Annotated in this window: 9 protein-coding genes; 7 read left to right on the forward strand and 2 right to left on the reverse strand. The window is 70.0% G+C overall.

Annotated elements, in window-relative coordinates; translation table 11 throughout:
* Positions 1-7 precede the first annotated feature (7 nt).
* Entirely contained in the window at positions 8-934 is a 927-nt protein-coding gene (locus MTE01_RS14740) for a heme o synthase (protein WP_103209820.1), read from the reverse strand.
* A gap of 230 nt (positions 935-1,164) precedes the next feature.
* On the opposite strand from MTE01_RS14740, the gene tkt reads away from it, so the two are divergent.
* The 7 genes from tkt to MTE01_RS14775 all read left to right on the forward strand — a co-directional run bounded on the left by tkt (position 1,165) and on the right by MTE01_RS14775 (position 12,080).
* The gene (gene tkt / locus MTE01_RS14745) at positions 1,165-3,264 is read left to right on the forward strand and encodes a transketolase (RefSeq protein WP_141378210.1); all 2,100 of its coding nucleotides are present in this window, start codon (positions 1,165-1,167) and stop codon (positions 3,262-3,264) included.
* Between the two features lie 19 nt (positions 3,265-3,283).
* The gene (tal, locus tag MTE01_RS14750; protein ID WP_141378211.1) at positions 3,284-4,405 is read left to right on the forward strand and encodes a transaldolase; all 1,122 of its coding nucleotides are present in this window, start codon (positions 3,284-3,286) and stop codon (positions 4,403-4,405) included.
* Positions 4,402-6,027: a phosphoglucose isomerase-related protein gene (locus MTE01_RS14755; RefSeq protein WP_116240125.1), complete on the forward strand. Its 1,626-nt coding sequence runs from the start codon at positions 4,402-4,404 to the stop codon at positions 6,025-6,027. The genes tal and MTE01_RS14755 overlap by 4 nt, the downstream gene beginning before the upstream one ends.
* A gap of 2 nt (positions 6,028-6,029) precedes the next feature.
* Positions 6,030-7,580 (forward strand): glucose-6-phosphate dehydrogenase, encoded by a 1,551-nt coding sequence (gene zwf, locus MTE01_RS14760; protein ID WP_103209831.1) that lies wholly within the window; start codon positions 6,030-6,032, stop codon positions 7,578-7,580.
* Complete coding sequence (locus tag MTE01_RS14765) at positions 7,577-8,524, forward strand: glucose-6-phosphate dehydrogenase assembly protein OpcA (RefSeq protein WP_103209833.1); 948 nt, start codon at positions 7,577-7,579, stop codon at positions 8,522-8,524. The genes zwf and MTE01_RS14765 overlap by 4 nt, the downstream gene beginning before the upstream one ends.
* The gene (pgl, locus tag MTE01_RS14770) at positions 8,521-9,312 is read left to right on the forward strand and encodes a 6-phosphogluconolactonase (protein WP_103209836.1); all 792 of its coding nucleotides are present in this window, start codon (positions 8,521-8,523) and stop codon (positions 9,310-9,312) included. Before MTE01_RS14765 ends, pgl begins: the two co-directional genes overlap by 4 nt.
* 242 nt (positions 9,313-9,554) lie before the next feature.
* Entirely contained in the window at positions 9,555-12,080 is a 2,526-nt protein-coding gene (locus MTE01_RS14775; RefSeq protein ID WP_141378212.1) for a helix-turn-helix transcriptional regulator, read from the forward strand.
* Positions 12,081-12,106: 26 nt separating this feature from the next.
* Here the strand turns inward: MTE01_RS14775 and MTE01_RS14780 are convergent, their stop codons facing one another.
* On the reverse strand, positions 12,107-13,387 hold the full coding sequence (locus MTE01_RS14780; RefSeq protein WP_141378213.1) for a glycosyltransferase family 2 protein: 1,281 nt from the start codon (positions 13,385-13,387) through the stop codon (positions 12,107-12,109).
* Between the last annotated feature and the right edge of the window lie 30 nt (positions 13,388-13,417).

A 13,417-nucleotide genomic window follows, 5' to 3' on the forward strand; every position in this document is an offset into this window, starting at 1 on the left:
AATCCGCTCAGAAGGGGAGTAGCGGGTCGACGGCGATCGCGACGAACAGCAGGGTGAGGTACGTGATCGAGGCGTGGAACACGCGCATCGGCCGCGGCTCTCCGCCGCGCACGGCACGGGAGTACAAGCGGTGCGACTCGTAGATGAACCACCCGCCGAAGACGAGCGCCGAGACCGTGTAGACCAGGCCCATGGGCGCGACGGGGATGAGCAGCAGCGAGCATGCGACGGTGGCCCACGCGTAGAGGATCACCTGCAGCCCCACCTGCGAACCGCTGCGAGTCGCGCCGAGCATGGGCACATCGACCTCGTCGTACTGGGCGGCGTACTTCATCGACAGCGGCCAGTAGTGCGGGGGCGTCCACAGGAACACGAGCGCGAAGAGGATGAACGGCGTCCACGACAACGACCCCGTCACAGCCGACCAGCCGATGAGCACCGGGAAGCAGCCCGCGATGCCGCCCCAGACGATGTTCTGCTCGGTGCGGCGTTTGAGGATCATCGTGTAGATCACGACGTAGAAGAAGATCGCCGCGGCCGACAGGCCCGCCGCCAGCGCGTTGGTGAAGGCCCACAGCCACACCGTCGACACCGCCGCGAGCGTCCACGCGAATATCAGCGCACCGCGCGGCGACACCTCGCCCGTCACGAGCGGGCGGTTGACCGTGCGCTGCATGTGCGCGTCGATGTCGCGATCGAGGTACATGTTGAACGCCGCCGCCGAACCCGCGCTGAGCGAGCCGCCGATGACCGTGGCGAGGATGAGCCACAGGTTCGGCAGACCCCCCTGCGCCAGGATCATCACCGGCACGGTGGTCACGAGAAGAAGCTCGAGGACGCGGGGCTTGGTCAGAGCGACGTAGGCCCGGAGGGTTCGTCCGACGGAGCGGCGATCGGTCGTCGCAATGACGTGCGACGTCGTCGAGATGTCCATCGTCCCCCGGGGTAGCGCGTATAGAACCTCCACGATTCTATGCCATCTCCACCACACGACCGGCCGTCTGTCGACCCCCCGTCACGCACCGCAACCTGCAGTGGCGTTCTCGCTATGCTGACGGAGAACGCGCGCCCCGCGCCGACACCCCACCCCTCTCCCACTCCTACGGTGGTGAGTGCGGCGTCGGAAGTGAACCCGGGCGCACAGTATCGAGAAAGGCGACCCAGTTGTCGGACTTCGAATGGGATGACATCGATCGGCGCGCGGTGGACACCGCTCGCATTCTCGCGGCGGACGCCGTCGAGAAGGTGGGCAACGGCCACCCCGGAACCGCGATGTCGCTCGCTCCCGCGGCCTACCTGCTCTACCAGCGCGTCATGCGCCATGATCCCGCCGACACCCACTGGCCGGGTCGCGACCGCTTCATCCTGTCGGTCGGACACTCGTCACTCACGCAGTACGTGCAGCTCTACCTCGGCGGCTTCGGCCTCGAGAAGAAGGATCTCGAGGCGCTGCGCACCTGGGGCTCGCTGACCCCGGGCCACCCCGAGTACGGCCACACCGACGGTGTGGAGATCACCACCGGTCCCCTCGGCCAGGGCCTCGCCTCGTCCGTGGGCTTCGCCTACGCGGCACGTTACGAGCGCGGCCTCTTCGACCCCGAGTCGCCGGCCGGCGAGAGCCCCTTCGACCACTACGTCTACGTGATCGCCGGCGACGGCGACCTCCAGGAGGGCGTGACCAGCGAGGCCTCCTCGCTCGCCGGCCACCAGGAGCTCGGCAACCTCATCGCCATCTACGACTCCAACCAGATCTCGATCGAGGACGACACCAACGTCGCCTTCACCGAAGACGTCCAGAAGCGTTACGAGGCATACGGCTGGCACGTGCAGACGGTCGACTGGAAGAAGACCGGCGAGTACGTCGAAGACGTCGCCGAACTGCACGCGGCCATCGAGCGCGCGAAGGGCGAGACGAGCAAGCCGTCGCTCATCGTCCTCAAGACGATCATCGGTTGGCCCTCGCCCGGCAAGCAGAACTCGGGCAAGATCCACGGTTCCGCCCTCGGCGCCGACGAGCTCAAGGCGACGAAGGAGGTGCTCGGCTTCGACCCCGAGCAGCACTTCGCCGTCGACGACGACGTCATCGCCCACACGCGCAAGCTCGTGGAGCGCGGCGAGGCCGAGAAGGCCGCCTGGCAGCAGAAGTTCGACGCCTGGGCCGAGGCCCACCCCGAGCGCAAGCAGCTGTGGGACCGCCTCCAGGCCCGTGAGCTCCCCGCCGACATCGCCGACGCCCTCCCCGCCTTCGAAGCGGGCAAGGACGTCTCGACCCGCGCCGCCAGCGGCACGGTCATCAACGCCCTGGCCGCCGAGCTCCCCGAGCTCTGGGGCGGTTCGGCCGATCTGGCCGAGTCGAACCTCACCACGATCAAGGATGCCAAGTCCTTCATCCCCGCGGAATGGTCGACGCACGAGTGGTCGGGAGACGCCTACGGCCGCGTCCTGCACTTCGGCATCCGCGAGCACGCCATGGGCGCCATCCTCAACGGCATCGTGCTGCACGGGCCCACGCGTCCGTTCGGCGGCACCTTCCTGATCTTCAGCGACTACATGCGCCCGCCCGTGCGTCTGGCAGCCCTGATGAACATCCCGACGATCTTCGTCTGGACGCACGACTCCGTCGCCCTCGGCGAGGACGGTCCCACGCACCAGCCGATCGAGCAGATCGCCACGCTCCGCGCCATCCCCAACTTCGCCCTCGTGCGTCCCGCGGACGCCAACGAGACGAGCGTCGTCTGGCTCGAGATGCTGCGCCGCACCGCCGGTCCCGCCGGTATCGCCCTCACCCGCCAGAACATCCCGGTATTCGCTCGCGGCACGGGAGCGGCATCCGGGGACGAGTTCGCCTCCGCCGAAGGCGCTGTCAAGGGCGCGTACGTGCTGGCCGAGGCGAAGGACGGCGAGCCCGACGTGATCCTCATCGCGACCGGATCCGAGGTGCAGCTGGCCGTCGAGGCGCGCGAGACGCTCGCCGCCGAGGGCGTGCACGCCCGCGTCGTGTCGGCACCCTCGCTCGAATGGTTCGCCGAGCAGGACGAGGCGTACCGCGAGTCGGTGCTGCCGTCCTCGGTCAAGGCGCGCGTGTCGGTCGAGGCCGGCTCCGCCCTCAGCTGGGCGGGCATCGTCGGCGACGCCGGTCGCTCGGTCGCCATCGACCACTTCGGTGCGTCGGCCGACTACAAGACCCTTTTCCAGAAGTTCGGCATCACGACGGAACACGTCGTCGAGGCGGCCCGCGAGTCCATCGCCGCGGCCAAGAAGTAATCAGAGGAGAACCAGGACAATGAGCACTCCCACCGCAGATCTCGCCGCCGCCGGCGTCAGCATCTGGCTCGACGACCTTTCGCGTCAGCGCATCCAGTCCGGCAACCTCGCCGAGCTCATCGACTCGCGCAACGTCTCGGGTGTCACCACGAACCCGACCATCTTCGCCGGCGCCCTGTCGAAGGGCGAGGCGTACGAGGGTCAGGTCAAGGAGCTCGCGGCCGCCGACGCCAGCGTCGACGAGGCGATCTTCTCGATCACCACCGACGACGTGCGCGACGCGTGCGACATCTTCCTGCCGGTCTTCGAGGCCACAAACGGCGTCGACGGACGCGTGTCGATCGAGGTCTCCCCCGACCTCGCCCACGACACCGAGGGCACGATCGCCCAGGCGAAGGACCTGTCGGCCCGCGTCGACCGCAAGAACGTCCTCATCAAGATCCCCGCGACCAAGGCCGGCCTCCCCGCCATCACCGAGGTCATCGGCGCCGGTATCTCGGTCAACGTCACGCTCATCTTCAGCCTCGAGCGGTACGAAGAGGTCATCGACGCCTACCTCGCGGGTGTCGAGAAGGCACGCGACGCCGGTCACGACATCTCGACCCTGCAGTCGGTCGCGTCGTTCTTCGTCTCGCGCGTCGACACCGAGATCGACAAGCGTCTCGCCGCGATCGGCACCGACGAAGCCGCCGCGCTCAAGGGCAAGGCGGGCATCGCCAACGCGCGTCTGGCCTACGAGCTCTTCGAGAAGAAGTTCGCCGAGCCGCGCGCGAAGGCCCTTCTCGAGGCCGGGGCCACCGTGCAGCGTCCGCTCTGGGCGTCGACCGGCGTCAAGGACCCCGCGCTCCCCGACACGCTCTACGTCACCGAGCTCGTCGCCCCCGGCACCGTCAACACGATGCCCGAGAAGACGCTCGAGGCCACGTTCGACCACGGCGTCATCACCGGAGACACCGTCACCGGTGCGTACGCCGACGCGCACGAGGTGTTCGACCGCCTCGCCGCCGCGGGCGTCGACGTCGCCGACGCCACCCAGGTGCTCGAGGACGAGGGTGTCGAGAAGTTCATCGCCTCGTGGCACGAACTTCAGGACACCGTGAAGACCGCGCTGCAGGCCGGAAGCGCCCAGGCCGCGCGGTGACTCTCGCCGTCAAGGTCACCGGCCACGTCAAGTCGGTCGTCGACGCGGAGTTGCCGGGCCTGACGGGCTCGCTCATCGCGTCGGGGATCACCGCAGGCGACGCTTCCCTGTGGGGCGCCGCCGCGGAAGACGAGGCCTCGCGTCGGCTGGGGTGGGTGCGGGCGGTATCCGTCTCGCGCCCCCTCGTGCCGGAGATCACGGCCCTGCGCGACGAACTCGTCGCGCAGGGCGTGACCCGCGTCGTCCTCGCCGGGATGGGCGGCTCCTCGCTCGCCCCCGAGGTCATCGCGCAGTCGGCGGGCGTACCGCTCGTCATCCTCGACTCCACCGCTCCGGGCCAGGTGCTCGCCGCGATCGACGGCGACGCCGAGTCCGGCGGACTCGAGAAGACCGTGCTGGTCGTGTCGAGCAAGTCGGGCTCGACGATCGAGACCGACTCCGCGAAGCGCGCCTTCGAGGCCGCCTTCCGCGACCTCGGCATCGACCCGGCCGGGCGCATCGTGGTCGTCACCGACCCCGGTTCCCCGCTCGAGGCGTCAGCCCTGGCCGACGGCTACCGCGTCTTCACCGCGGACCCCACCGTGGGTGGCCGCTACTCCGCGCTGACGGCGTTCGGGCTCGTCCCGACCGGCCTCGCCGGCGTCGACATCGAGGACCTCCTCGACGAAGCGGATGCCACCCTGCTCGAGGTCGCGATCGACTCACCCGAGAACCCCGCCCTGGTCCTGGCCGCGGCCATCGCCGGGGGCGGCGACCTGCGCCGCGACAAGCTCGGCCTGGTCACCGACGGCAGTCACATCATCGGCCTGCCCGACTGGATCGAGCAGCTCGTCGCAGAGTCGACGGGCAAGAACGGCACCGGCATCCTGCCCGTCGTCCTTCTCCCGGTCTCGCCCGAGCTCGACTCGAAGCCGGACGATCTGCAGATCGTCCGCTTCGTCGACGACGCCGACGCGTTCCATCTGTTCGAGCGTCACACCGGCGACGTGCTGGTGAGTGGCTCGCTCGGCGCGCAGTTCGTCGTATGGGAGTACGCCACCGCGATCGCCGGTCGCCTGCTCGGCATCGACCCCTTCGATCAGCCCGACGTCGAATCGGCGAAGACCGCGACGCGCGGCCTGCTCGATGCGCAGCCCGCCCCCACCGCCCCGGCATTCGTCGACGGCGGCGTCGAGGTCCGTGTCTCCGATCCGACCCTGGCGGCCAGCGGCACGGTCGCGGGCGTGCTGGCGGCGCTGTGGCAGACGGTGCCGGCCGACGGGTACGTCAGCGTCCAGGCATACGTGAACCGCCTCGAGTTCGCTCAGCTCGCGGGGCTGCGCGAACTCGTGGCCGCCGACTCCGGTCGCCCCACCACGTTCGGATGGGGACCGCGGTTCCTGCACTCCACCGGGCAGTATCACAAGGGAGGTCCCGCCACCGGCGTCTTCCTCCAGATCCTCGAACGCACCGACGTCGACCTCGAAATCCCCGGTCGGCCGTTCACGTTCGGGCAACTCATCCAGGCACAGGCCGCGGGCGACGCGAGTGTGTTGGCGGAGGGCCACGGCCGTCCCGTCGTCACGCTGACGCTGACCGACCCGCAGGTCGAGGTGCTCTCACTCTTCGAGGCGGCGCAATAAGCATGGTCGTAGAGATCACACCGGGTCACAATCCGTTACGCGATCCCGAGGATCGCCGTTTGAGCCGGATCGCGGGGCCCAGCGCCCTCGTGATCTTCGGCGTCACCGGCGACCTCTCGCGGAAGAAACTCATGCCGGCGGTCTATGACCTCGCCAACCGCGGACTCCTGCCGCCGGGCTTCGCTCTGGTGGGCTTCGCGCGCCGCGACTGGGAGGACCAGGACTTCGCCGAGGTCGTCTACGAGTCGGTCAAGAAGTACGCGCGAACGGAGTTCCGCGAAGAGACGTGGAAGGAGCTCCTCGAGGGCATCCGCTTCGTCCAGGGCGAATTCGATGACCCCGAGGCCTTCCAGCGCCTGCGCGCGACGGTCGACAAGCTCGACACCGAGCGCGGCACGATGGGCAACCACGCCTACTACCTCTCGATCCCGCCCAAGGCCTTCCCGCTCGTCACGACGCAGCTCAAGGCGTCGGGGCTCGTCGGAGACGCGTCGGACGGGGTGAACGGATGGCGCCGCGTCGTCATCGAGAAGCCGTTCGGCCACGACCTCGCTTCCGCCCGCGAGCTGAACGAGGTCGTCGAGAGCGCGTTCCCGGCCGACTCGATCTTCCGCATCGACCACTACCTCGGCAAAGAGACGGTGCAGAACATCCTCGCGCTGCGTTTCGCCAACGAGCTGTACGAGCCGATCTGGAACCGCAACTACGTCGACCACGTCCAGATCACGATGGCCGAAGATATCGGCGTCGGCGGCCGCGCCGGCTACTACGACGGCATCGGCGCAGCGCGCGACGTCATCCAGAACCACCTGTTGCAGTTGCTGGCCCTCACGGCGATGGAGGAGCCGATCAGCTTCAACGCGGCGGATCTGCGCGCCGAGAAGGAGAAGGTGCTGGCCGCTGTGCGCGTGCCCGAGAACCTCGCCGAGGCGACCGCACGCGGGCAGTACGCCGGCGGCTGGCAGGGCGGGGAGCAGGTGCTCGGCTTCCTCGAAGAAGACGGGATGAACCCCGAGTCGGTCACCGAGACGTACGCGGCGATCAAGCTCGAGATCAATACGCGCCGCTGGTCGGGTGTGCCCTTCTACGTCCGGAGCGGAAAGCGCCTGGGCCGTCGTGTCACCGAGGTTGCCGTCGTGTTCAAGCGCGCACCGCAGCAGCTGTTCTCGCAGAGCCAGACGCAGGAGCTGGGCCAGAACGCCCTCGTCATCCGCGTGCAGCCCGACGAGGGCGTGACGATCCGGTTCGGCTCGAAGGTCCCCGGCGACGGCACCCAGGTGCGCGACGTGACGATGGACTTCGGCTACGGACACGCCTTCACCGAGGCGAGCCCCGAAGCGTACGAGCGCCTCATCCTCGACGTGCTGTTGGGAGACCCGCCCCTGTTCCCCCGGCACGAAGAGGTGGAGCTCAGCTGGAAGATCCTCGACCCGATCGAGGAGTTCTGGGCCGCCCAGGGCGGTCCGCTCGAACAGTACTCGCCCGGTTCCTGGGGTCCGGCATCCGCCGACGAACTCCTCGCCCGCGACGGTCGCACCTGGAGACGCCCGTGATCATCGACCTTCCCGACACCACTGTCAGCGCCATCTCGAAGAAGCTCGTGAGCGTGCGCGAAGAGGGCGGCGCCGTCGCCCTCGGCCGCGTGCTGACACTCATCATCGTCACTCACCACGGCGCCGAAGAAGAGGTCATCGAGGCCGCGAACGACGCCTCGCGAGAGCACCCCATGCGAGTGATCGCCGTCCTGTTCGGGGACGACGACGCCGAACCCCGCCTCGACGCGCAGATCCGCGTGGGCGGCGACGCCGGAGCGAGCGAGGTCGTGGTCCTTCGCGCCCACGGCGCCGCGGGTTCCAACGCCGAGAGCCTCGTGACCGGCCTGCTGCTTCCGGATGCCCCGGTCGTCGCCTGGTGGCCGGCCGACGCGCCCGAGGACCCCTCGCACTCCGCGATCGGTCGCATCGCCCAGCGCCGCATCACCGACGCCTCGTCGCAGGCGGACCCCGCCGCCTGGGTCGCCCACCTCGGCGAGCACTACGCTCCCGGCGACACCGACTTCGCCTGGACCCGCGTGACGCGCTGGCGCGAGCAGCTGGCCGCCGTCCTCGACCAGCCGCCGTACGAGCCGGTGACCGCGATCGAAGTCCGCGGAGCCGCTGACTCCCCTTCCACCGCTCTCCTGGCGGCGTGGCTCGGGATGAAGCTCGACGCCCCCGTCGACTACGCCTACCTGCCCTCCGACGAGTGGTCGAGCGGCATCAAGTCGGTGCGCCTGACCCGCCCGAGCGGCGACACGCTGCTCGAACGCCCCGAGTCCGGCGTCGCGGTGCTCACCCAGCCCGGTCAGCCCACGCACGACCTGGCTTTCCCGCGTCGCACGCTGCGCGAATGCCTCGCCGAGGAGCTCCGTCGCCTGGATCCCGACCTGCTCTACGGTCGCGTGATCACCGAGGGCCACGACCTGCTGCTCGCCGCGAGCGAGCGGGACGCGTCATGACCGACAACGGATCGGCGAAGCAGGTCATCATCAAACCGGATGCCGACACCCTGGCGTCCTACGTCGCCACGCGTTTCGTCAACCGCATCGTGAAGCGCGTCGCCGAGGGCAAGCGCATGCACGTCTGCCTGACTGGCGGAACGATGGGCGGCGCGGTGCTTCGTACGGCCGCGCGCGACGAACGCGTCGGGCAGATCGACTGGTCGCTGGTGCACTTCTGGTTCGGCGACGAGCGCTTCGTTGCGCGTGACTCCGACGACCGCAACGAGAAGCAGGCGCGTGAGGCGTTCCTGGACCACCTCGACATCCCGGCCGAGAACATCCACACCGTCGCCTCGAGCGACGACGGGCTCGACCTGGACGCTGCCGCGATCGCGTACGCCGACGAACTCGCACAGTTCGCCCCCTCGGACCGCAGCGAGACGGGTCCCTGGCCGTCGTTCGACATCTGCTTCCTCGGTGTGGGACCCGACGCGCACATCGCCTCGCTGTTCCCCGACCGTCCCGAGATCTCGGTGACGGATCGAGCGACGGTGCCGGTGCGCAACTCCCCCAAGCCCCCGAGCGACCGCGTCTCACTGACGCGGCCGGTCATCAACTCGTCCAAGCGCGTGTGGATGGTCGTGGCGGGCGCCGATAAGGCCGCGGCCCTCGGCCTCGCCCTCGCCGGAGCGAGCTACCAGAGCGTGCCCGCAGCGGGCGCCAAGGGGCGTCGCCGGACGGCGTTCTTCGTCGACGAGGTCGCGGCCGACCAGGTCCCGCCGCAGCTCATCGACCGTGAGTACTGAGCGCTCGAACCCGAAGACCGGATGCCGAACGGCATCCGGTCTTCTGCGTTCTTGTGCGGAATTCATCCGGCTTCGCCGTCGATAACGATCGGGAAGCGGCGTCTCCTGCGCGACCGGTCCCCATTGTCTTCCGCGCTCTCCGGATCTACCCTGTGCGTGGGGGGCATCCTGGTCCGTTCGACGAGGCACGATCAGCACTGATCGATCCACGACGAACGGCCGACGCACTAAGGAGCGTTCGGATGCCATTTTTCGGTCGTGACCGAGAGACGCACGTCGCAGAGAACACCATCGACGCACGAAGCGGGTCTGCCTGCCTGTTCGTCGGAGAGCCGGGGATCGGCAAGACGCGCTGGGCGCGTCAGATCGCCGCACGACACGACACCGTCGTCGTGTCGGCGAGCCCGAGTGAGCGCATGTGGCCCTACTCGGGGCTGTCCGCCACGGCGGCGGCACTGGGCGGAGCGCGCGGGGCGGCGATCGACCGACTCCTCGCCCGCGGACGCGACTGGCCCGAGCACCTCCTCGCCGAAGAGATCAGTCGCACCCTGCACCTCGTCCACGACGAACCCGCCGTCCTCGTCATCGACGACCTGGACGAGATGGACAGCGGGAGCGTCACGGTGCTGTCGTTCGTCTTCAGCCGCTTGCGAGGAACCGGGCTCACGGTCATCGCCACCGCCGACAGCGGCGGTGATCGCCACGACTTCACGGGCATGCTGCACACGCGCGTGCAGCGACTGTCGTTCGACGAGTCGGTCGACCTCGCCCGGTCGGTCCTCGGCCCCGGAACCGCTCAGGCCGTCCTGTACACGGTGGCGGAGTTCACCGGCGGCGATCCCGGCAGCATCGTCCGCGTGCGTCTGACCCCGCGCGAGGCCGTGGGCGACGACCCCCTCCCCCTGCCCCTGCGGGTGACCGACGACAGGGCGCGCCGTCGGCGCGACGGGCGGCTGGCCGGCGACCCGCGCGTGGCCTCGCTCCTCGACCTGCTGTCGGTGGGACCGGTTTTCAGTTTCGACCGACTGACGCTGATCGCGCAGGAGCAAAGCGTCGACCTGGACGCGCTCATCGACGACGGTCTCGTCGCGGTGCACGGCGAGTTCGCACGCATCGCCGATCCCGCCCGTCGCCTGCGTCACCACGCATCGCTGTCGGCCGACGAGCGTCGCCGGCTGCACGCGCAGGCCGCCGCCGCGCACGAAGAGACGCATCCCGCGACCTTCCTGTGGCACACGAGCTTCGGGGCGCCGGATGCCGACCGCGAACCGCTCCTGCGCGCGGCCGTCGACCTCGCCAGCGGCGGGGATCACCTGGGCGCGATCGAGTTCGCCGAGCGGGCGATGGCCGGCGACCTCGCCGACGATGTCCGCTGTCGACACCTCGTCGACCTCGGCGATGCCCTGGTGCTGCAGGGCCACGACGTGCAGGGACGTCACTACCTGCGCCGCGCCGGACGTGCGGCCGAGCCGACCCTTCGCGCGCGGGCGGCCCTCGCGCGTCTGCGTGCGACCGCGGCGATCGAGCACGTGGTCGACGAGACCGCCCTCGCCGTCGCCGTGGATGCCGACGACGGGCGCACCGCCGAGCACGTCTTGTGCGAGAGCGCTCTCCTACATCTCTGGCACGGGGAGGTCGGGCGCGCCCGCCTCCTCGTCGAGGCGGCGATCGAGCACGGGGTCGCCGCAGCCGAGACCGCTGTCCTGGTGCGCCTGCTCGACGAGCTCGGATCCGACACCCTCACCGAGGTCACCGTCGATACCGGTGTCGCCGCGCTGCAGCCCGACGTCGAGGTCCCGATCGAGCAGGCAGTGCTCGAACTGAGCGTCGCCATCCTGCGCGAGGAGTACGCGGCGGCGCGTCGCCGGATCCGTTGGCTGCTCGACGGCACTCCCCGCGTGGCCCCCCTCTGGCGAGATCACCTGCTCTGCCTGCTCGTCACCGCCGAGGTGCGCGGAGGCGACCCCCTCGGAGCGCGCGAGGCCGTCGCCGCTTGGCGGCGCGAATGGGTCGACGGGCGGACCACCGACGTCGCGACGATCCTCGTGCTCGCCTCGGCGGCCGCTCTGGACCCCCTCGACGCGCAAGCGGGCGACCTGGTTCGCCAGGGACGCGAGCTGTGCCGCCGCGAGGGCACGCCCACCCTGCTGCCGTGGTTCGCGGTCATCGAAGGCGGACTCGCCCTCAACGAGGGACGGTACGACGACGCCGTGTCGACCATGCGCGCGGCGCGAGAGGGCATCGAGGCGGAGGATCCGGCTCTCCTCCGCGTCGACGCGGACCTCATCGAGGCTCTCTGGCTGAGTGGTCGACACGCAGAGGCCGAACACGAACTCCGCGGTTTCGAGCAGGCCGCACTCCGCTCTCCGCGCCGGTGGACGACCCTCGCGCTGGCGCGATCCCGAGCGGTGTGCGCGTCCGATCGCGACGCCGCTCGCGCCTTCCGCACAGCGGAGGCCGTCTACCGCACCGACGACGCCCCGTCCGAGCGTCGACGTCTCGCCCGGGCGCGCGAGCGCTGCGGCGCCGGCGAGGAGCGGATCGTCCTGCGGCGCCTCCCCCGCGCCGAGACGCACGACCGCACCCTCACCCCCCAGGAGCGCGACGTGGTGGCCCTGGTGGAGAAGGGCCTGCGCAACCGCGAGATCGCGGCATCCCTGTTCCTCTCGCTCCGCACCGTCGAGCTGCGGCTCACCGGGATCTACCGCAAGATCGGGGTCACCTCGCGCGCCCAGCTGATCGCCCGGCTCCACAACGCCGCGAGCTGACCCGGGGGGCATCGCCCCGCCTCTGCTCAGGCGGCGGGCTGCAGCGCGGGAGCCACCGCTCGTCGATCGGGGCTCCTCCATCGACCATCCGAGGGGCGCCCCAGGGCGGCCCCGAGCGCGCGCAGGCACAGCACCGCATCCCAGACCCTCATGAGGGGGAACAGCAGCATCCAGATCCGCGGTCGCGCCCGCGAGATCGCGCACGCGAACGCGGTCATCACGGCATCCACCACGAAGAAACCGAGGACGATCGGCCCCACCGGCAGCGCCGCCGATACCGCCCCCGTCACCTCGCCCGCCGTGCCCGGGAGCACCGGGCCGAGGAGCGCGGCCGCAGCGGCGGCGACGATCACCGGGAGGATGGCCGCCAGCACCAGGCTCGACACCGCCGTCTCGAGAGCGAACACGCTGACCGCCGCCCAGAACAACCCGGGACGCACACCGTGCCGACGCACCGTCTGCCAGAACCCCAGGCTCCAACGCCGCACCTGCGCCGTGTAATCGCGGAACACCGCAGGGTCCTGCGTCTCGGCGATCGCGCACTCGGGGTGGAACGCGATCCGCCCCAGCCTCTTTGCGTGCACCTCGAACGTCATGTTGAAATCCTCGATCGACAGTCCCGGGGCGTCGATGTCGATGCGGTCGAGCACGTCGGTGCGGTACAGGCTCGCGAATCCCGGCACGATCGCCACGGCGTCCGCTCCCCGCGCCGCCTGGCCGAACTTATGGAGGTACTGCGTGCAGACGTAGGTGCGCTCGCGGTACGCGGTGAGGAATCGTCCCATGCCGGTGGTCGGTGCATCCGCGGCGGTCGTCGCCCGGCCGGCGACGGCGACCACCCCGTCGTCGGTGAACAGCGGCAGCGCCGTGCGCAGGTAGTCGGGACGCGGGCGCGAGTCGGCGTCGAGCAGCAGAAGGAGCGGAAACCGCGAGGGGATGCCGAAGCGCTCGAGCCCCGCACGGATGGCTCCTGCCTTACCCCGGTTGGGCGTGAGGTCCCACGCCGTGGCTCCCCCCGCTCGTGCCCGCTCCACCGTCGCGTCGCGCGAGCCGTCGGACACCACGAAGACGTTCCGTGCGGGCACGAGGCGACGAGCAGCGGCGACGGCGTCGGCGATCACGAGCTCCTCGTTGTGCGCCGCGATCAACACCGCGACCTCGTCGGGGCGGTAGTACATCGACGGAACCAGGAGCCCGTGCTCCTCGCGCGCTTCGACGAACAGCCGGCAGATGGCCGCGACGCCCCACACCAGGGTGGAGACACCGATCGTGCAGACGGCGACGAGGACGACGACGGCAGGCGTCATGGCATCCCTCCTCTTCGGGTCGAGGGCTTC

The sequence above is a fragment of the Microbacterium testaceum genome, assembly GCF_006539145.1.
Lineage (GTDB): Bacteria > Actinomycetota > Actinomycetes > Actinomycetales > Microbacteriaceae > Microbacterium > Microbacterium testaceum.